This window comes from Streptomyces sp. NPDC091972, from assembly GCF_044756385.1.
Taxonomy (GTDB): domain Bacteria; phylum Actinomycetota; class Actinomycetes; order Streptomycetales; family Streptomycetaceae; genus Streptomyces.
Genome location: NZ_JBIVSV010000001.1, coordinates 430,768 through 450,343, shown reverse-complemented (window position 1 = coordinate 450,343; position 19,576 = coordinate 430,768). Strand labels below are relative to the sequence as shown.

13 protein-coding genes and 2 pseudogenes are annotated in these 19,576 nt (G+C 70.4%); 8 read left to right on the top strand and 7 right to left on the bottom strand.

Features of this window, described 5'->3' with window-relative positions; genetic code table 11:
• The first annotated feature begins 164 nt into the window (after nt 1–164).
• The 3 genes and pseudogenes from ACIQJT_RS02050 to ACIQJT_RS02040 all read left to right on the top strand — a co-directional run bounded on the left by ACIQJT_RS02050 (nt 165) and on the right by ACIQJT_RS02040 (nt 2,468).
• Nucleotides 165–866 (top strand): FadR/GntR family transcriptional regulator, encoded by a 702-nt coding sequence (locus ACIQJT_RS02050; protein WP_365454854.1) that lies wholly within the window; start codon nt 165–167, stop codon nt 864–866.
• A 396-nt stretch (nt 867–1,262) separates the two neighbouring features.
• A pseudogene (locus tag ACIQJT_RS02045) lies at nt 1,263–1,439 on the top strand (XRE family transcriptional regulator); the annotation flags it as partial.
• A gap of 189 nt (nt 1,440–1,628) precedes the next feature.
• The gene (locus ACIQJT_RS02040; protein WP_402639069.1) at nt 1,629–2,468 is read left to right on the top strand and encodes a PIG-L family deacetylase; all 840 of its coding nucleotides are present in this window, start codon (nt 1,629–1,631) and stop codon (nt 2,466–2,468) included.
• A 15-nt stretch (nt 2,469–2,483) separates the two neighbouring features.
• Here ACIQJT_RS02040 and ACIQJT_RS02035 read toward each other — a convergent pair whose 3' ends face one another.
• Entirely contained in the window at nt 2,484–2,864 is a 381-nt protein-coding gene (locus ACIQJT_RS02035) for a helix-turn-helix domain-containing protein (RefSeq protein WP_365455109.1), read from the bottom strand.
• Nucleotides 2,865–3,006: 142 nt separating this feature from the next.
• Between ACIQJT_RS02035 and ACIQJT_RS02030 the strand changes: the two genes are divergently transcribed.
• Entirely contained in the window at nt 3,007–3,408 is a 402-nt protein-coding gene (locus ACIQJT_RS02030; protein ID WP_402639067.1) for a RidA family protein, read from the top strand.
• A gap of 63 nt (nt 3,409–3,471) precedes the next feature.
• On the opposite strand, the gene ACIQJT_RS02025 is transcribed toward ACIQJT_RS02030, so the two are convergent.
• From ACIQJT_RS02025 to ACIQJT_RS02000, 6 genes are read right to left on the bottom strand one after another with little or no spacing between them, the layout of a single operon-like run.
• A complete protein-coding gene (locus tag ACIQJT_RS02025; RefSeq protein ID WP_402639065.1) occupies nt 3,472–6,489 on the bottom strand; it encodes an alpha-mannosidase in 3,018 nt (1,005 codons plus the stop codon).
• 49 nt (nt 6,490–6,538) lie between these two features.
• A complete protein-coding gene (locus tag ACIQJT_RS02020) occupies nt 6,539–8,530 on the bottom strand; it encodes an endo-beta-N-acetylglucosaminidase (RefSeq protein WP_402639062.1) in 1,992 nt (663 codons plus the stop codon).
• Nucleotides 8,531–8,543: 13 nt separating this feature from the next.
• Nucleotides 8,544–9,791, bottom strand: a complete 1,248-nt coding sequence (locus ACIQJT_RS02015; RefSeq protein WP_402639060.1) for a glycosyl hydrolase — start codon at nt 9,789–9,791, stop codon at nt 8,544–8,546.
• A 27-nt stretch (nt 9,792–9,818) separates the two neighbouring features.
• Entirely contained in the window at nt 9,819–10,649 is an 831-nt protein-coding gene (locus tag ACIQJT_RS02010; RefSeq protein WP_365454836.1) for a carbohydrate ABC transporter permease, read from the bottom strand.
• Nucleotides 10,646–11,584 (bottom strand): carbohydrate ABC transporter permease, encoded by a 939-nt coding sequence (locus ACIQJT_RS02005; protein WP_402639057.1) that lies wholly within the window; start codon nt 11,582–11,584, stop codon nt 10,646–10,648. Before ACIQJT_RS02005 ends, ACIQJT_RS02010 begins: the two co-directional genes overlap by 4 nt.
• A gap of 2 nt (nt 11,585–11,586) precedes the next feature.
• Entirely contained in the window at nt 11,587–12,873 is a 1,287-nt protein-coding gene (locus tag ACIQJT_RS02000) for an extracellular solute-binding protein (protein WP_365454830.1), read from the bottom strand.
• Nucleotides 12,874–13,092: 219 nt separating this feature from the next.
• On the opposite strand from ACIQJT_RS02000, the gene ACIQJT_RS01995 reads away from it, so the two are divergent.
• The 4 genes and pseudogenes from ACIQJT_RS01995 to ACIQJT_RS01980 all read left to right on the top strand — a co-directional run bounded on the left by ACIQJT_RS01995 (nt 13,093) and on the right by ACIQJT_RS01980 (nt 19,318).
• Nucleotides 13,093–14,115, top strand: a complete 1,023-nt coding sequence (locus ACIQJT_RS01995; protein ID WP_402640057.1) for a LacI family DNA-binding transcriptional regulator — start codon at nt 13,093–13,095, stop codon at nt 14,113–14,115.
• Entirely contained in the window at nt 14,112–14,498 is a 387-nt protein-coding gene (locus ACIQJT_RS01990; protein WP_402639054.1) for a CU044_2847 family protein, read from the top strand. Before ACIQJT_RS01995 ends, ACIQJT_RS01990 begins: the two co-directional genes overlap by 4 nt.
• A gap of 11 nt (nt 14,499–14,509) precedes the next feature.
• A pseudogene (locus ACIQJT_RS01985) lies at nt 14,510–14,992 on the top strand (trypsin-like peptidase domain-containing protein); the annotation flags it as partial.
• Nucleotides 14,993–15,250: 258 nt separating this feature from the next.
• The gene (locus ACIQJT_RS01980) at nt 15,251–19,318 is read left to right on the top strand and encodes a hypothetical protein (protein ID WP_402640106.1); all 4,068 of its coding nucleotides are present in this window, start codon (nt 15,251–15,253) and stop codon (nt 19,316–19,318) included.
• Nucleotides 19,319–19,576: the final 258 nt, after the last annotated feature.

The following is a 19,576-nucleotide window of genomic DNA, read 5'->3' as shown; positions in this document are numbered from 1 at the left end:
CGTGCACGGGTCGAGCAGATGACGGCATACTTATCAGACCACTCGGCCTCGGCAATACCCTCCAGCGGCAGATTTTCCCGTTCTGAGGCTGTAGTGGTCCGACCACATCGGTGGCTAGACTTCGGCGCACCCGGTGAGTGGCACCCGGTGAGCGGAGGAGTGGCGTGGACGAGACAGCCCCGCAGAAGGGCACCGTGACGCAGCGCGCCATCGAGCAGATCAAGGCGATGATCGGCGAGGGCCGGCTGGAGCCCGGCCAGCGGTTGCCGACCGAGCGTGATCTGGCGGTCCAGCTGGGCATCTCGCGCAGTTCGATGCGGGAGGCGATCCGGGCGCTGACGGTGCTGGGAGTGCTGGAGGCCCGGCACGGCTCGGGCATCTACGTCACCCGACTGGAGGCCGGCGACCTGCTGGAGACCTTCGGGGTGGTCGCCGACCTGTCCCGGGGTCCGCGGCTGGTGGAGCTCCTTGAAGTGCGCCGCATCCTGGAGTCGACGGCGACCGCGCTGGCCGCCGCCCGGATCACCCCCGACCGGCTCGCCGAGGTCGAGAAACACCTCACGGCCATGAACGCCACCGACGATCCGGAGGAGATCCTCGCCCACGACCTGGCCTTCCACCGTGAGATCGCGGCGGCCGCCGGCAACGACACCATGGCGGCGATCCTGGAGGGTCTGTCCTCCCGCACCTTCCGGGCCCGGGTCTGGCGCGGCTACCAGGAGGAGGGCGCCTTCGAGCGCACCCGGCGCGAGCACGCGGCGATCCACCGCGCCCTGGTCGCCCACGACCCGGAGGCGGCCAGGGCGGCGGCGGCCGCGCATGTGGGCGAGGTGGAGGAGTGGCTGCGGGCTCAGCTCGGGGCGTGAGCGGCGGCGAGGCAACGGACCGCAGGGGCGTGAGCACCGAGTGAGCCATCCGACCGCAGGGGCGTGAGCACCCGGTGAGTCAGCGGACAGCAGGGACCTCAACGACGGGTGAGCCATCGGACCGCGGGCCGGCTCGGGGCCCGTACGGGGCGGGAGCCTCGGGACACAGCCACGCCCGGTGACCGTGTGGGCGCGACATCACGGCTGCGAGGACAGCGCGCCCCACTGTCCCGTCGGCGTGACGCGCGACCTGCCGCCGGCGCTCGTCGGTCCGGCACCTCCGCCGCCTCGGACCCGCACGCCGACCGCGGCATGACCGTCGTACGCCTACGCATGACCCGACCCCGGTCCGAGCGTCCAGGCACGAGCGACCGTCGTCCTGTCCGGCGCCCCGCCCTCCTGCTCGGCCATCGCCGCTTCCGCGTCGAGACCAACCAGGCCGCCGGGTTCCCCACGATGCTGCCGCATGCGATCGGCGCCGAGGGCGGCCCGTGCGAGATCCTCGGCGTCTTCGACCGCGACGCCCGCCGCGGCCATCAGCGCGACGACGACGCCCCCACCACGGGAGACTGACCCGGAAATCAGGCGCCCCACCGGGAACAGCCGGTCCCGTCGGCGCGGTTGCACCGGGCGGGGACCGGCGTCGCCGGGCGGGGGGACACGGAGATCATCGGGTCCTGCGCCCGTCGCCTCCGGGTCCCGCGGGCCGCGGTGCACCCACCGCGCTCGGATCAAGACGTGTTTCCGCTGGAGGACTTTCTCATGACTGACCGGCCCTTGACGCTCATGGCCGTGCACGCCCACCCCGACGACGAGGCCACCGGAACCGGCGGGGTCCTCGCGCGGTACGCGGCGGAAGGCGTCCGCACGGTTCTCGTCACCTGTACCGACGGTGGATGCGGCGACGGGCCGGGAGGTGTCAAGCCGGGCGATCCCGGCCACGATCCGGCTGCCGTCGCCCTGTTGCGCCGCCAGGAACTGGAGGCGAGCTGTGAGGTGTTGAAGATCAGCGACCTGGAGATGCTGGACTACGCCGACTCCGGGATGATGGGCTGGCCGACCAACGACGCCCCCGGATCCTTCTGGCAGACCCCCGTCGAGGAGGGCGCAGCCCGACTCGCGGAACTCATGCGGCACTACCGCCCCGATGTGGTCGTCACCTACGACGAGAACGGCTTCTACGGGCATCCCGACCACATCCAGGCCCACCGCATCACGATGGCGGCGCTGGAGATGACCGAGCTGACGCCGAAGGTGTACTGGACCACGATGCCCCGCTCGGCGGTGCAGCGGTTCGGCGAGATCATGCGCGAGTTCGGTGAGGACGTGCCGGAGCCGGATCCCGACGAGGCCGCCGCACAGGCCGAGATCGGCCTGCCCGACGACGAGATCACCACGTGGGTGGACACGACCGGCTTCAGCGGTCAGAAGTTCGACGCGCTGGCCGCGCACGCCAGCCAGGGCGAGAACATCTTCTTCCTCAGGATGGGCAAGGAGAGGTTCGGCGAGCTGATGGGCGTGGAGACCTTCGTCCGGGTGCGCGACACCACCGGGGCGGCCGTGCCCGAGAACGACCTCTTCGCCGGGCTGCGCCCGGAGTAGTCCCCCGCAGGCCCGTCACTCGTCGAAGCGGCGCCGAGCGGCCTCGATGTGCCCGAGGTACCGGTGGGTCCAGCCGCACATGCTGTCGACCGTGGCACGCAGGGCCCGGCCCGGTTCGGTGAGGGTGTACTCCACCCGCGGCGGCACGGTGGGGTGCACCTTGCGGTCGACGAGGCCGTAGCGCTCCAGCATGCGCAGGTTCTGGGTGAGCATCTTGTGGCTGACGCCCTCGACCTCGTCGCGCAGCTCGCTGAAGCGCAGGGTGCGCTCCCCCAGCGCCTCGATGATCAGGAACGCCCACTTGTTGGCGACGTCCGAGAAGATCTCGCGCGCCAGCGAGTCGGCACGCCTGAGGTCCGCGTCTTCGGGCGAGCCCGTGAACTGCTTGGTCACCATCTGGTTCCCCAGTCACCGAAAAGTGCGTTCTTCCAGGTCAACGGTCACTCTCCTACAGTTCCCGAGTAACCACAAGAGAGCACGTGCGTCTCGTCCCGCAGCAGCGGACCCACGGGCTCGCACGGCAAGGAGGAACACGAGCATGACGACCGTCGACGTCTTCAACCACGGCATGCCGGCCGAGAGCGACTTCGGATACGCGCAGGCGATCAGGTCCGGCGATCTGATCCATGTCTCCGGACAGCTCTCGGTCGACGAGGCGGGCGAATTCCGCCACCCGGACGACTTCGCCGCCCAGCTCGACCTGACCCACGCCAACTTCGACAAGGTCCTCAAGCACTACGGCGCCACCCGCAACCAGATCGTCTCCCAGACCCTGTACGTGGTGAACCTGCGGCACCACGCCCGGGCGGTCTCGGAGGGCAACCTGGCGTACTTCGGCGATCACCGCCCGGTCAGCACGGTCCTCGGCGTCACCGAACTGACCTTCCCCGGGCAGGTCATCGAGACCAGCTTCATCGTCGACACCAAGCTGCCCGCCTGAACCGGGCGGGGTCCGGACCGGCGTGACCGGGGGGCGGGGAGCGATCTCCCCGCCCCTCGCCGCTCAGGCCCTGGTGAACCGCAGGGTGACCAGTTCGAACGGTCGCAGCCGCAGGGAGACCTCGTTCCCGTCCCGCCGCAGTGCGGGGGCGTCGTCCGCCGGGCGCTCCAGCAGGTCCGTGGCGGTGACCCCGGTGACCTCGAAGCCGGCCCGGACAGTGGCCCGCGTCCGTCCGCCGTGCGCCTCGTGGAAGCGGACCACCACGTCGCCGCTGCCGTCGTCGGCCAGCTTGACGGCCGTGACGACGACCGCGTCCTGGTCGACGGTCACCAGCGGGGCGACCTCCGCGGAGCCGCGTACGGACCGCTCCGGCAGGTTGATCCGCCATCCCTCGCGCACCGCGTCCCCGATCCCGGCGCCCGGCACCAGCGCGTGCCGGAAGCGGTGGACGCCCTGGTCGGTCTCGGGGTCGGGGAAGCGCGGGGCGCGCAGCAGCGAGGCCCGGACCGTGGTGGTCGTGCCCCGGTCGCCCTCCGTGCGCACGGTCCGGGTCACGTCGTGGCCGTACGTCGAGTCGTTGACGACCGCCACGCCCCAGCCGGGCTCCTCCAGGTGCACGAAGCGGTGGTTGCAGGCCTCGAACTTCGCCGCCTCCCAGGAGGTGTTGGTGTGGGTGGGCCGGTGGAAGTGCCCGAACTGCGTCTCCGACGCGTACCGCTCGGCGTGCAGGTCGAGCGGGAAGGCGAGCTTGAGGAACTTCTCCGTCTCGTGCCAGTCGACCTCGGTGTCCACGAGCAGCCGCCGCTCCCCGGGCGCCAGCGACAGGAGCTGGGTGGCGCGGGAGGCGCCGAAGGTCCTCGTGATCCGCACGCCGTGCGGCCCCTCGGGGGCGATCTCGTCCACGTCGGTGAGATCGGTGACGGTGTGGCGGTAGAACTCGTCCACGTCCCACGCGTCCCACATGTTGGGGAAGTCCGGGTGGAGTTGGAGGAGGTTCCCCGCCCGGTCCGGTGCGATGGTCTCCCGGTCGGCCGCGATGTCGTACGCGGAGACGATCAGGCCCCGCTCGTCGATCTCGATCCGCAGGATGCCGTTGTCCAGGACGTGCCCGCCGCCGGGGCGCCCGGTCACGGTCGTGCGGCCCTCGACGACCGCGGTTCCGGCGCCGCCCGCCGCGACCCCGTCACGGGCGTGGGGTGCGGAGTTGAAGAGCAGGTCCCGGGTCCCCTCCCCCGCCAGCGCGCGCTGGGCCGCGTCGATGACGGCGTTCAGCTCGTCCGCGAGCCGCTCGTAGGTGCGCCGGGCCTCGCGGTGCACCCAGGCGATCGAGGACCCGGGCAGGATGTCGTGGAACTGGTGCAGCAGGACCGTCTTCCAGATGCGGTCCAACTCCTCGTACGGGTAGGGGAATCCGGCCCGTACGGCCGCTGTCGCCGCCCACAGTTCGGCCTCGCGCAGGAGGTGTTCGCTGCGGCGGTTGCCCTGCTTGGTCTTGGCCTGGCTGGTGAGGGTGGCCCGGTGCAGCTCCAGGTACAGCTCACCGACCCACACCGGTGGTTCGGGGTACTCGGCCTCGGCCTTCTCGAAGAACTCCGCCGGGGTCTCCCAGACCACGGTCGCGGACCCTTCGAGGTCGCGGAGCCGGGCCGCCTTGGCGACCATCTCCCGGGTGGTGCCGCCGCCTCCGTCGCCCCAGCCGGTGGGGGCCAGGGAGTGCCGGGCGACCCCCTTGTCCTTGAAGTTCCTCGCCGCGTGGGCGATCTCGCTGCCCTTCATGGAGCAGTTGTAGGTGTCGACGGGCGGGAAGTGGGTGAAGATCCGCGTGCCGTCGATGCCCTCCCACTGGAAGGTGTGGTGGGGGAACTTGTTCGTCTGGGACCAGGAGATCTTCTGGGTCAGCAGCCACTTGGAGCCGGCCGCCCTGATGATCTGCGGCAGTCCGGCGGCGAACCCGAAGGTGTCGGGCAACCACGCCTCCTGGTTCTCGATGCCGAACTCGTCGAGGAAGAACCGCTTGCCGTGCACGAACTGACGGGCCATCGCCTCCGAGCCCGGCATGTTGGTGTCCGACTCGACCCACATGCCGCCGGCGGGCACGAACCGCCCGTCGGCCACGGCCTTCTTGACCCGCGCCCACACCTCGGGCCGGTGGTCGCGCACCCAGGCCCACTGCTGGGCCTGGGACATGGCGAACACGAACTCCGGTTCGTCGTCGAGCAGCGCGGTCATGTTGGAGGTGGTGCGGGCGACCTTGCGGACCGTCTCGCGCAGCGGCCACAGCCACGCCGAGTCGATGTGCGCGTGGCCGACGGCGCTGATGCGGTGGGCGGAGGGGACGGCGGGCTCCGACAGGACCGTCTCCAGCCGCACCCGCGCCTGTGCCGCGGTGCCGTTCACGTCCTGGAGGTCCAGTGCGTCCAGGGCCTTCTCGACCGCGCGCAGGATCTCCCAGCGGCGCGCCGACTCCACCGGCAGCTCGGCCATCAGCTCGCCGAGCACCTCCAGGTCGATCACCAGCTGCCACACCGTCTCGTCGAGGACGGCGAGGTCCATGCGTGCCAGCCGGTACTGCGGTTCGCTGCCCGCGGTCTCCTTGTCGCCCAACTGTGTGGGCAGGAAGGGGTGGTAGTCGAGGATGACGGGGTTGGAGGCGGCCTCGACGTGCAGGCGCACCTCCTCGCCGCCCTCGACGGGCGCGCCGATCCGCACCCACTGGTTGCGCGGGTTGAGGCCCTTCACCGGAGTGCCGTCGGGCCGGTAGACGAGGCCCTCGCACTGGAAGCCGGGCATGTTCTCGTCGAAGCCGAGGTCGAGGATCGCCTCCACGGTCCGGCCGGCCCACTCCTCGGGGACGGTCCCGGTGACGCGGAACCAGCTGGTGCCCCAGGGAGCGCCCCAGCGGTCGCCCACCGCGATGGGCTCCGGTTCGGCCGCCAGGCCCTCGGCGACGGGCACCGGCTCGTCGGGCGCGTGCCACACCGCCACCTCCAGCGGCACGGACTCGGGGTACACGGCGGGGCGGAGTCGCTCGTCGAGGACGCGCTTGAGACGGGCCTCGACCAGGCTGCGGTCGTCATGCATGCGGGGTGCTCTCCAGGGTTCCGGGGGTTACCAGAGGTGGGTCACGCGGTCACCAGGGATGGGTGACCGTCACGGGGGCCGACGAGGTGTAGAGCTCCCCCACGGCACGCAGCTCCAACCGCGCCCGCCGCTCGCCCTGTTCGGGGCGCAGGCCGGGGACGAAGAAGGCGCGCTGGCAGGTGCCGCCGAGGAAGCGCCGGGTGCCGTCGGGCAGCAGCCGGTGCAGGGTGTAGTGGCGTACGGCGCCGGGGGCGGGGTTCCAGGCGAGGCGCAGGTCGCCGCCGCTGGCCGCGGTGACGCGCAGGCCGGTCGGCGGGCGCGGGGTGCGGGGGGTGTCGTACACGGCGATCCGGCCGAGCCGCCACTTCAGCGCGCCGGTGCCGGTGAGCCGCACGCCGAGGGCGTGGACGGACCCGGCGAGCCCGGTCAGCCGTACGGTCGAGGTCCGCCAGCCGTCGCCCACGGCCACGGGCAGGTAGGTGTACGGCGGTGTCTCGCCCGGCGCGCCCGGCTCGGCGGTGGCCACGGCGAGCTCGACGCCCGCCTCGCCCTCGTCGGTCCGGTGGGTCAGCTCGACCACGGTGTCACCGCCGACCGGCAGCCGTACGGCGTACAGGTCCACGGTGACCGGCTCGTCCAGCACGCCGTCCACGAGGACGCTGCTGCCGCCCCGCCAGGCGTCGTCGAAGTCGAAGGAGACGGCCGGCCGGGTGCCCCGGGTCCGCACCACCCACCGCCGCGACGGCAGCCGGTCCTGGAGCCCGAGGTGGTTCCACGGCGCGTCCGACGTGACGACCCCCTTCTCGTACCACCGCAGCCCGTGCCCGGTGTTGAACACACTGGCGAACGGGAGTGAGGTGACCGTCGACCGGTCCGCGACGGACACCGCCGGGGCCCGCCAGCCGTCCGTGTCGTCCGGCCGCGCGGGATCGAGCGAGGCGCCCGTCCAGAAGCGGTCGTCGGCCGCGTGGAAGTCCCGTGGTGTGCGCTGGTCCGGGGGCAGGTGGTTGCGGGTCCACTCCGGCCGGTACAGCCCGATCGAGGTCACGTGGGTCCTGTCCGCCGGCACGATCGCGTCCCAGTTCTCGTTCGTGTTCCAGCCGTTCGCCTCCACGTCCACGCCGGCCCACAACTCGTAGCAGCTGCGGCCCAGTTGCTGGGCGAGTGTGCCCGAGGAGGCAAGGCTGTCCGCCGTCCACCGGAAGTCGACGAACATGTCGTCCGCGGACTCGAAGAACGCCTGGTTGCGGCTGTTCAGCGCGCCCTGCCAGCTCACCGTCCCGTTGACGGTCATCGAGTCGTACCAGGTGACCCGCAGCCCTCGCGCCCTGGAGAGGGACTTCAACTCCTTGACGAAGCCCAGCATGTCGGCCCCGAGAGCCGCGTCCCCGCCGCCGGTCTCCGCGTTGACGAACCATCCGTCGAAGCCGTACGCGGTGGCGACCGCGACGAGTCGGTCCGCGAGCGGGTACCGGCCGGCCGCGTCCTTCTGGACCAGGTCCCGGGTCCACTGCAACTGGCCGCCGTAGGCGGTCGGCGGCAGGAAGATGTTGCCGAGGACGGGCACGCCGTGCCGGTGGGCGGCGTCCACGATCGGGGCGTTGGGGGCGAGGATCAGTCCCTCGCCGGACGAGCCGCCCCAGAAGACGAGTTCGTCGACGTAGGCCCAGTGCCCGAAGGCGTAGTAGTCGGACGTGGCCGAGCCCTGCGAGGGGTTGCCGGCCGTCGGCCCGAAGGAGACCAGCGACTGGATGCGGGCCTGGCCGGCCCGGGCCGTCGGGTTGGCGGGTGTCGGGGTGAAGCGGGTGGCGAGCGGCACGGCGGCCGCGTTGAAGGCGAGGTCGGCGTCCTCGGCCGCCCGCCAGGTCTTGAGGCTGCGCCAGGTGATGCCGGCGCCGGGGCTGCCGGAGGGCAGGGAGTCCGGGTACCAGTAGGTGGCGTACGGCTGGAGCTCGGTCGCCGCCGCCGCTCTCGCCGGCAGCGCGGGCAGCAGTGCGGCCGCGGTCGCGGCGAGCAGGACGGTACGTCTGGTGGGGTTCACGAGCGGGTGCCTCCTAGTGGTCCTTGTGGGGTGGGAGTACCTGATCGGACGTGACGACCTCGGTGATGGAGCGTGCGGCCAGGTGGTCCCGGTCGGCGGCGCGGGTGTCGAGGACGGTGGTGGGGCGGGCGCCGTCGGCGACGAGCCGGAAGTACGCGTCGAAGACGGGCCCGCCGGGCGCGCAGAGCGAGCGGGCGGCGGGGTCGGCGGGGACGACGAGTGCGGTCGTACGGCGTGGGGGCGCGGCGGAGCCCGCCCGGGCCGCCCGTTCCAGGACCCGGGCGGTGTCCTTCGGTGTGCGGTCGTTGGTCAACAGGCCGAGCCCGTACTCGAGTTCCGGGAAGTCGGCCAGTTCCCGGGACACGTCGTGGGAGCACCACCAGGTGATGCCCCACAGGCCGGGGCAGTCCAGGGCGTTGGTGATGGTGGCCTCGGTGAAGGCGGCGGCGTGCTCGGGCGGCACCAGGGGCGCGGGGGCGCCGACCTCCTGGAGCCAGACGGGCCGGTGCGGGTCGTCCGCCCAGGCCTTGCTGAGTTCGACGAGGTAGGCGGCGTGGTGCTCGGCCGGGACGGAGGTGCGGCCGTGGCGCTGGGCGGTGCCGTTGAAGACCCAGGAGTGCACCGCGGTGACGGCTCCGTGGCGGGCGGCCTGGGCGGGGGTGAAGGGCTGGTCGTCCTGGTACCAGGTGGCGTCGTACTCGGCGTGCAGGTGCAGCCTGCCGGGGGCGCCCGACTCGCAGGCGGCCAGCATGCGGGTGAGCCAGGCGTCGATCTGCTCGGAGCTGGCCCGGTCCGGGTCCGGATGGGGGCCCGCGGAGAACTGGTTGACCTCGTTGCCGAGGGTCATGCCGAGGAAGTTGGGCCGGTCCGCCAGTGCCGCCGCGAGGGTGCGCAGGTAGGCGGCCTGGCCCTCGACGACCTCCGGGTCGGTGAAGAGGTTGCGGCGGTGCCAGGTCCGGGTCCAGGCGGGCAGGAAGTCGAAGCTGCTCAAGTGCCCTTGCAGACCGTCGACGTTGACGTCGAGACCGCGCTCGGCGGCGGCGTCGACCAGCCGCACGAGATCCGACACGGCCCGCTCACGGATCAGGGTGCGGTTCGGCTGGAAGTACGGCCACAGCGGGAAGACCCGGACGTGGTCGAGGCCCAGGGCGGCGATCGAGTCGAGGTCGGCGCGGACGGTGTCCAGGTCGAAGTCGAGCCAGTGGTGGAACCATCCGACGCTCGGGGTGTAGTTGACGCCGAAGCGCACGGCAGAAGGCATACGGGATCCTTGACTCTGGGGGTTCGTTCAGCCCTTCACCGCCCCCTCGCCCACCCCGCGGAAGAAGTACCGCTGGAGGCCGGCGAAGAGGGCGATCAGCGGGGCCACGGCGATGACCGTGCCCGCGGCGACGAGCCGTTCGTCGTTGGCGAAGGTGCCGTGCAGGTAGTTGAGGCCGATGGTCAGCGTGAACTTCGACGGGTCGCTCAGCACGATCAGCGGCCACAGGAAGTCGTCCCACGCGCCCATGAAGGCGAAGATCGCGACGACGGCGATCGTGCCCTTCACCGACGGCAGGGCGATCCGCAGGAACCGCTGCCACACGTTGGCGCCGTCGACGTACGCCGCCTCCTCGATCTCGTAGGGCAGGTTGAGGAAGGCGTTGCGCATCAGCAGGACGTTCATCGCGCCGATGCAGCCCGGCAGGACCACGCCGATCAGGGTGTTGTTGAGGCCGAGCTCCCGCATGGTGGTGAACTGGGCGATGATGATGCCCTCCACCGGCACGAGCATCGCCAGGATGAAGGCGAGCGTGGCCGCGCGGCGGCCGCGGTAGCGCAGCCGGGCCAGGGCGTATCCGGCGAGTGCCGACCCGACGCAGTTGGTCACGACGTTGCCGGCGGCGACCTTCAGGGAGTTGAGGGCGTAGTCCCAGACGGGGATGGTGTCGGCGACCCGCTCGTAGTTGTGCAGGGTGGGATGCTGCGGCAGGAAGGAGGGCGGCGAGCTGTAGATGTCCTCGGTGGGCCCCTTGAGGGAGGTCGACAGCTGCCACAGGAAGGGGCCGACGGTCAGGGCGAGGACGGCCAGCAACAGGACGTATCGCAGGACCAGTTCGCGCTTGCGCACCCGGGTCACGACTCCCCCCTCCGGTCGGCGCGCAGCACGAGGAGCATCAGTGCCACGGTGACGACGAAGACCACGATGGAGATGGCGGACGCGTAGCCGACCCTGCCGGTGAGCCCGGTGCCGGTGCGCTGGACGAGCATCACGAGTGTGGTGTCCTCGCCGGCCGGTCCGCCGCTCGGGCCGGCCATCAGGTAGACCTCGGAGAACACCTTGAAGGCGGCGACCGAGGACAGCGCCCCGACGAGTGCCATGGTCGAGCGGACGGCGGGCACCGTCACCGTGACGAACCGGCGGACGGCCCCGGCCCCGTCGACCGCGGCGGCCTCGTGCAGCTCACGCGGCACATTGGCCAGCGCGGCCAGATAGATGATCATGTAGTAGCCGAGGCCCTTCCACACCGTGACGGCCATGGCGCTCAGCAGGAGCAGCCACTGGTCGCTCAGGAAGCCGACCCGCCCGACCCCGACGGACTCCAACAGCGAGTTGATCAGGCCGCGTTCGTCGAGCAGCCACACCCAGATGAGTCCGACCACGACGATCGACGCGACGACCGGGGTGTAGAAGGCGGACCGGAAGAAGGTGATGCCCGGGATGTTCTTCTGCACCAGGAGCGCGAGGAGCAGCGGCAGGATCACCAGCGCGGGCACGACTCCGAGGACGTACAGCGTGCTGTTGCGCAGGCCGATCCAGAACATGTCGTCGTGCAGCAGCTCACGGAAGTTCGCGAGGCCCACGAACTCGCCCGGGATCAGCGTGCGCTTGTCGGTGAAGGCGTTCACCAGCGTGGAGACGAACGGGTACAGGATGAACACGCCGATGACGATCAGGCCGGGCGCGGCGAACAGCCAGGGGCTGGTCGGCAGTTGGCGCCGCACCCGACGCCCGCGGGGGACGTCGGGCGCACGGCTGTCGGGCCGGACCCGGGGGACGGTGGACGAGGACATGGCTATCCCTGCTGCTGGAGCAGCGTGTCGCAGGCCTTGACAGCGTTGTCGAGAGCTTCCTTGGGGCTCTCCTTGCCCTGGAGCGCCTTGGCGACCTCGTTGCGCAGGGCCGTCTTCATCTGCTCGCTGAACAGCACCGGCGTGTAATTGACCGCGTTCTTCAGGGACTTGGCGGCGGCGATCCGCACCCGCGTCTCGTCCGTGCCGTCCTCCTTGGTGAAGTACGGGTCGTCCAGCGATCCCGCGGTGCTCGGGAAGATGGCGACCTTCTTCGCGAAGGACATCTGGTGCTCGGCGTCGGTGACGTAGTGCGCGAAGGCGACGGCGGCGGCCTTCTTCTTGGTCTGCGCGTTCACCATCACGCCCATCACGTACATGTTGACGTGTCCGGTGCTGGTGATCTGGTCGGTGATGCCGATGTTCTTGTACAGGTTCGGCGCCTGCTTCTTGAAGTTGCCGAGGTCCAGGGCGCTGCCCGGGTTCATGGCGACGGCACCGGTGAGGAACTTCTTGCCGGAGGACTCGGGTGTGGCGGTCAGCGCCTGCGGGTCGAGCGCCTTGGCGTCGTAGAGCTCCTTGTACTTGGTGAGGAGTTCGACCCCCTTGGCGTCGTTGAAGGCGAAGGCGGTGCCCTCGGAGTTCATGAGCGGGACGCCGTAGCGGCCGAAGTCCTCGATGGTGGGCACGTTGGCGAGGGTGGCGACCTTGCCGTCGGTCTTCTTCGCCAGCTCCAGCGCGTCGGTGAAGAGCTCGTCGTACGTCTTCGGCGGCTGGTCGGGGTTGAGCCCGGCCTCCTTGAAGAGGGCCTTGTTGTAGAACAGCGGGCCGGTGTTGAGGTACCAGGGGAAGGCGTACGTGCCGGTCATGCCCGGTATCTGGTGGCTGGCCCAGGCGCCGGCCAGGTACTCCTTCTTGTACTGCCCGGCCGCCTTGTCGAGGTCGAGCGCGAGGCCGGCCTTGGCGAGGGGCGCGACCAGGTCCGGGGACACGTTGACTACGTCGGGGAGGGTGCCGCCCGCGGCATCGGCGCTGATCTTGTCGGCGTAGCCCTCGGCGGGCTGGTCGATCCACTTCACGTCGGTGCCGGGGTACTTCTTCTCGAAGTCCGCGATCACGCCCTCGAAGTAGTCCTTGAAGTTCGCCCGGAGGTTCCAGGTCTGGAAGGTGATGTCGCCCTCGATCTTGCCGGAGGCGGCGCTCGAACCGCCGTCGTCGCCGGAGCCGCAACCGCTCAGCGGCAGGAGGGCACAGACGGCGGCGGCAGCGAGGGCTCTGCGGGATATGGGCACGGCGAACCGTTCTCCTTTGCGGCGGGTGGGCCAACGACGGAGACCCTGCACGCCCCTCCACGGGCCCGTCAATGCCTCTCGCACAGCTAATTTGTTTAGTGACTAATGCGCATTAGGTTGACGGAGCTGAACCGCATTAGTGCATACTGTCCGAACACATCGGCGGGGGAATGGGGAAACAGCGTGTCAGGCAAGCGGTCAGTGGCCCGCAGGCCCACGATGAAGGACATCGCGCGGCAGGCGGGGGTCTCCCAGAGCGCGGTCTCCTTCGCGCTCAACGGCCGGCCCGGGGTCTCCGAGGACACCCGGGACCGGGTGCGGCAGGTCGCGGAGGAACTCGGCTGGCGGCCCAGCACCGCGGCCCGCGCGCTGTCCGGCGAGGGCGCGGCCACGGTCGGCTTCGTCCTGGCCCGCCCGGCCGAGACGCTCGGCGTCGACTCCTTCTTCCTCCAGCTCGTCTCGGGGATCCAGGAGGTGCTGGCGGAGCGGCACCTCGGACTGCTGTTCCAGGTGGTCGAGGACGTCGAGGACGAGTGCGCGGTGTACCGGCGCTGGTGGGCCGAGCACCGGGTGGACGGCGTCCTGGTCGTCGACCCGCGCACCGACGACCCGCGCACCGGGGTCCTCGACGAACTGGGTCTGCCGGGTGTGGTGATCGGCGGCGCCCCCGACGAACGCCACCCCGGGCTCTCGACCGTCTGGGCGGACGACGCGGGCGCGATGGCCGCGGTCGTGGACGAGCTGTACGCGCTGGGCCACCGGCGGATCGTGCACATCGCGGGCCTGCCGGGGCTCGCCCACACCGAGCGCCGCATCCGCACCCTGCGCGCGGAGGCCGGGCGGCGCGGGCTGACCGGGGTGAAGTCGGTGACCACCGACTACTCCGACGCGGAGGGCGCGGCCGCGACCCGCCGGGTCCTGGAGGCGGCCGCTCCCCCGACCGCGCTGATCTACGACAACGACGTGATGGCCCTCGCCGGAGTGGCCGCCGCGACCGAGCTGGGCCACTTGGTGCCCGGGGACGTCTCGGTGGTGGCCTGGGAGGACTCGGCCCTGTGCCGCATGGTCAAGCCGTGGCTGTCGGCGCTGTCCCGGGACAGCGTGGAGTTCGGCCGCACGGCGGCCAGGGAACTGACCGCGCTGCTGGACGGCGGTCCGGCCCGGACCGTACGGGTGCCGGTGCCGCGGCTGATCGTGCGGGACAGCACGGGAGTTGCCCGTGAGGTGCGCCCGCTACGATGAGCAGTCCGTTCGGATCGGGTGGAAGGGCTGGGCAGTTGGGCGAGGAAGCGGATGTGATGGTCCCGGTCGAGGTGGACGGGCAACGGCTCCTCGTCTCGGTCGGCCCGTCGGGAGCCCAGGTCGGATCTGGTCTGGCCGAGGAGCAGGAGATCGGCTGGCGCACCGCTCGTCTGGAGACCGTGCTCGACAGCCTGACCGCCGTGGCCCGGGCCGTGGGCACTCGGCTCCAGCAGACCGGCGCGTCAAAGGCGACGGTGGAGTTCGGCTGCGATGTCTCCGTGGACACGGGCCAGTTGCTGGCGGTGATCGGCAAGGCGTCATCGAAGTCGGCGTGGAAGGTGACGCTGGAGTGGACCGCACCGGAAACCGGTGAACAGTCCTAGGAGCCCTGCGCATGGACGGCTGGAGAGACTCGCTGGCGGCCGCCACCGTCGCCCTGGAACTCGTGGACGGCAGCGGCGGCGGAACGGGGTTCGTCCTCGCTCCCGGAACTGTGGTCACCTGCGCGCATGTGGTCTCCGGAGCCACAACAGTGCGCGGCCGCATCGTGGCGAGCCGCACCGATCTCACGCTGACGGTGTCCGAGGACGCGATCCATCACGCGGCGAACGGCCTCGACATCGCGTTTCTCCACTATGACGCGGCAACGCAGAATCTGCCGTACGTCCTCACCGCACCTCACCTCTCTCTCGGTGACCGCCTGTGGGTTCACGGGCATCCGCGAGGGGACTACCGGGCCGGCCAGTGGGCCGCGCTGGAACACCAGGGCGACTCCCGTCTGTCCTTCGACGACCCGCTGACGCTGCCGCGCGGATACGGCACCCCGGTCGGCGAGGGCTTCAGCGGCAGCCCGGTGGTCAACCTGCGCACCGGCGGGGTGTGCGGGATGCTCGCCCGCTCGAACAAGGCGGGCAGTACACATATGGTCCCGTTGTCCGAGATCCTCTCCCGGTGCCCCGCTCCGGTACCCCCGTCGCACTGGCTGAACGGACTCACGGACGAGCAGCTGAGCGCCGGCGAGTTCCGGCACCCCGGCGTCCGGCTGCGTGACTATCTCGTGGCTGCCCGGGACGCCGCGGACGAGCATCCGTACGCCGCTCTGCTGACCGAGGCTCAGGACATCCCGCTGTCCACGGTGTACGTCCGTCAGGAGGCGTCGTCCACGCGCGAGACGCAGGACGAGAACGCCCCCTCGCACGTTGATCACCTGCACGCCGCCCGTGACCACCGGTCCCCGAGCCGGCAGCGGCCGGCCGCCGAGAGCGTCCTCGCCGACGACCGGCATGTGCTGTTCACCGGCGGCGCGGGAACGGGTAAGTCGAGTCTGCTGCGACGACTGACCTGTACGGCTGCCTCCGCCTGGCTCGACGACCCGGCGCGGGCGCCCTCCTACATACCCGTACGGGTCGGCGCCGACCAACTGCTGGACCTGCCTTTCCCTGAGGCCCTGGCCCGTGCGGTCGGACGGGACCTGCCCAGTCTGCGGCGCTCGCTGCCCGCGGACTTCTTCGAAACCGGACCGCTGCCCTCGGTGGACTGGCTGGTCTGCGTCGATGGTCTCGACGAGATTCTGGACCCGGAGGAGCGCGGCAAGGTCATCCGGCTCGTCCAGAGCTGGGCCCGCGAACCATATCTGCGCTTCGTCGTCGCCAGTCGCTCCTTGGTCACCGCCGAGATGAACCGGCTGACCGCGCTGCGCCGTTACTCGCTGATGGAGTTCGGCGACCAGGAGATCGCAAGTGTCGCCCACGCCTGGTTCGCGGCACTGGACGTTCCGGACGCCGCACGGCGGGCTACGCAACTGACGAGCGGTCTGCGCCTCGGCCGTCTCTCCGAAGTCGCGCGCAATCCGCTCTACCTGACGATGATCTGCATTGTCGCCGCCCTGCACGAGCTGCCCCGCGACCCGGCCGAACTCTACGCACGGTTCATCGCCATCCTTCGGGAGAGAGGCTCGGCGCGACTCCGTCGCAGCGGCCGGACCGGGCATGGCATCACACCGGATCTACTGGACCGGGTGCACGACGCCCTGTACCCGGCGGCCGAGGCACGGCAGAGCGGGGATCCGCGACCTCTGCTCGACCAGGTGCGAGACCTGCTCTCCGAGCGCCACCCGGACGCCGCTCCGGACCGGGACATGGTCCTCGGCGCCCTCACCTTCACCGGGCTGGTGCTGCGGCACGGCGAGGATCTGCGCTTCCTGCATCACACCGTTCAGGAGTACCTCGCCGGGTGCTCCCTGGCGGACCGCCTCAACCCCAAGTCCCCCGAAGCACTGGCGACCGTACGCGAGGCCATCGCGACCGAACGTCCCAACCTGGTGCTGTTCATGGCCGCCCGCTGGCGCGAACAGGGCATGTCCTTGGAGGAGTTCCTGCGTACCGTCGTGGACGGCGGAGGCTGGCGCGACCTGCTGCTGTGCGCGACGATTCTGAGCGACGAACTCGTCGCGAACGAGGAGCTGACGGCGCAGTTCACACGGGCGGTGATCAAGTTGTCCGGCCGCTCCGTGACCGTGGGGGACCTTGATGTCTCCGCCGTGCTCGACAGGCTGCTCACAGTGCTGGACGCGCCAAGCCTGGCGGGTATTGTCGCCGATCCGGGTGTGCCGCATACAGTGCGTGTCGAGTCGCTGAAGCACTGCGTGCGCCGAGGCGTCGACGATGCGGACGCCCTGGCCCGTGCATTGGCCGACAACCCGGATCTGCTGGGTGCCCAGCGTGTCGTAGCAGCCTCGCTGTCGGCGCGGGTCGGCGATTCGGAGGGAGCGCGCCGACGCCTGCTCGCTCTCGCCGAGGATCCCGGTCAGATCCCCGAGACAAGGCAGGCTGCTGCCGTCGCGCTGCTTCCGCTGGACCTCCCTGCCGGGACGGACGCGCTCGGCGCGTTGCTGCGTGCATCGGAGTTTCCCCATCAGCACGTCGACAACACGCTGAGCCTTCTCCCCCGCAGCCTTCCTGAGGAGGCATTGACCGCCCTGACCGAGGCGCTGCACGACAATCCGGTCCTGGTCGAGGCTCCCCACATGACCCGCTTTCTGCAGGGTCTTCTGCTGACGCTGTCACGACCGGAGCAGCTGGCGGAACTGTGCAGGGATCCTTCCGTGCCCTTGTATCTGCGGCACAGGGCGATCTGGGCCATGCCGGAGGCCGACCAGGAAACGTTGTGTCTCGTGTGCACGCAGGTCGTCGACAGCTCCGAGTCCTCGGAGGACGCCGTGACAACAGCGGTGTCCCACATCGACGACGTGACGCTGCTTGAACGCGTTGCACGTGATGAGCGGCGAAGCGGTTACACCCGGATCGACGCCATTGCCCGGCTCGCCCGGCTCGGACGGCGATCCGTCGCGATGGACTGTGTCGACCGCCTCTCGGCCGGGCCTACAGATCGATGGAGCGTGGGCTATTACCTTCCTCGAATTCTGCAAGGACTCGGGGAGTCGACCAGACTCCGGCAGGTGGTGCTGCAAGCCTTCCACGATCCGACGCTCACCGTCGGCGAGCGGCTCGTCCATCTGGACGTCCTTAGGACACTCGCGTCCACGGACGGGGTGCACGCATCTTTGGTGCGGATGACAACGGACACCTGCATTGGTGCCGCGGACCGGCTTGAGGCTGTGGAGGCCTTGAACGAACTCAACGCGGCGGACACCGACGACCTGCTCGCCTCGATCGCGAGCGATCCGGCCGTGCCCGCGGACGTACGCCGGGACGCGGCGATGCGGCTACTCGAAACCGGTGACCGCGACACCTCCTCGGGGTTGCTGCGACGAGTCGCAGAGGACCCGTACGGGGGCATGCGTGACCGCATCGAAGCTCTCGCCGCCTTGGCCGAAGTCGACGTCCGCGCCGCCTCCGAGGCTCTGCACCGCCTGCTGGACGAGGCCGGCCTGCCCGACGAGCATCTGTGGAGGCTCCTCAACCTGGCCGACGATCTGACCCCGGACGCCACTCTTCGCGGACGCCTGGAGGCGTTGATCGACGACGAGTCGGTGCCCACGGAGTCGCTGCTGTCGTTCGAAGGGGATTCTCATCTGAACCGGTCGACCGTCGTTCCCCGGACCCGCCGTGTCCTGAACCGCATCGCGGCGGATCCCAAGGCCGCCCCCTACGACCGGGTACGGGCCGCCTCCCAGCTGATCGGGCTGATCCCATACCCGCGATGGAGAACGCTGATGGCCGACGTCAGTCAGGATCCTCTGCAGCGTCTGAGACTCCACGCGTGGGTGGGAATGCTGTCCAGCCACACGTCCCACCCGACTCTCTGGCATACCCTCTCCTTCTCACAAGACGACGAAGGCACGTCTGTACCAGCAGGCGCCCTGGCCGGAATCGAACTTTCGGCATATGTCACACAATGGGTCGATCTCGTCAGGCAACGGCGGCCAGAGGCGCTCACCCAGCTCAGGCGACCGTCGTTCCTCGTGCGTGATGAAAGCACCTCCGGCCGTGTCCGGAAGATGCTCCTCTCATGGGCCAAAGACAGCACGGCTCCCCTCTCGGACAGATGCGCGGCCGCGGCGGCCGCCGGTAGAGACCTCGACGAGCCATGGTTCGCCTTGGCCGGCGATGACGCCACACCTCCGGAACTCCGTGTCACCATCTGCGAAGACCTCCCGGCCAGCGGCGCCTTGAACCGCATCCCCCTCCTCCGCGCACTGGTGTCCGACCCCGCACTCCCCGTCGAGGTCCGCGCCCGGGCTGCCGCCCTGCTCGCCGAGAACCTGGGCGAGGAAGGCCGCCGCATCCTCCGATCCCTCTCCGGCCCCGACACCGCCACCCCTGAAGCGCAGCTCGCCGCGGCCGCCGCGTGGACGAAGCTCGACGTCGGCAGTGAGGCGGAGGCCGCCTGCCGCCGGGTCGTGGACGACGAACAGGCGCACCCTCACCACCGCGTCCTGGCCGCGACCGAACTCATGAAGTGGCGCACGGGGCGCAGCCGGGCGAAGGAGGTACTACGCACCGTGCTCGCCGACCCGAGCGCCCCCGTCCCCGTACGAATCGAGTCCGCCAGGAGACTGCTTGCCGCCCGCGAGTCCGCCGAGGCACATGTGGGCCTCCTGCGCCTGGCCCTCGTACTCGACCCCGCACACGACGATCGCCCCTGTGTCCTTGACCTGCTCCCCGCCGACCTGCGCCCGTGCGTGCCGGACACGAACACGACGGAAGCGAGCCGACACGGAGGGGAGAAGCGGGGACAATGACCGTACGGGGGCTGTACGAGCGGCGACGTCGGAGCGCACCTCTCATGAGCAGGGTGCTCAGCCGCACCTTCGCGTACACCGGTTACGAGGTGACGCACGAGGCGAACGGCCGGACGATCTCGGGCTGATCAACATCCGCAAAGGGCGAAGGTCCCTTCCGCCGTGGTGTCGGCCTACGGCTACGTCAAGCCGAGGTTCTACAGGCGAGGACTTGAGTCAGAGCGAGGTCCTCCTCTCCCGCAGGGCCGTGCCGTCCTG

What these genes read in the sequence shown, in the direction of transcription:
- ACIQJT_RS02040 (WP_402639069.1), top strand. Translation starts at nt 1,629, where the DNA reads ATGACTGACCGGCCCTTGACGCTCATGGCCGTGCACGCCCACCCCGAC.
- ACIQJT_RS02035 (WP_365455109.1), bottom strand. Translation starts at nt 2,864, where the DNA reads ATGGTGACCAAGCAGTTCACGGGCTCGCCCGAAGACGCGGACCTCAGG.
- ACIQJT_RS02030 (WP_402639067.1), top strand. Translation starts at nt 3,007, where the DNA reads ATGACGACCGTCGACGTCTTCAACCACGGCATGCCGGCCGAGAGCGAC.
- ACIQJT_RS02025 (WP_402639065.1), bottom strand. Translation starts at nt 6,489, where the DNA reads ATGCATGACGACCGCAGCCTGGTCGAGGCCCGTCTCAAGCGCGTCCTC.
- ACIQJT_RS02015 (WP_402639060.1), bottom strand. Translation starts at nt 9,791, where the DNA reads ATGCCTTCTGCCGTGCGCTTCGGCGTCAACTACACCCCGAGCGTCGGA.
- ACIQJT_RS02005 (WP_402639057.1), bottom strand. Translation starts at nt 11,584, where the DNA reads ATGTCCTCGTCCACCGTCCCCCGGGTCCGGCCCGACAGCCGTGCGCCC.
- ACIQJT_RS01995 (WP_402640057.1), top strand. Translation starts at nt 13,093, where the DNA reads ATGAAGGACATCGCGCGGCAGGCGGGGGTCTCCCAGAGCGCGGTCTCC.
- ACIQJT_RS01990 (WP_402639054.1), top strand. Translation starts at nt 14,112, where the DNA reads ATGAGCAGTCCGTTCGGATCGGGTGGAAGGGCTGGGCAGTTGGGCGAG.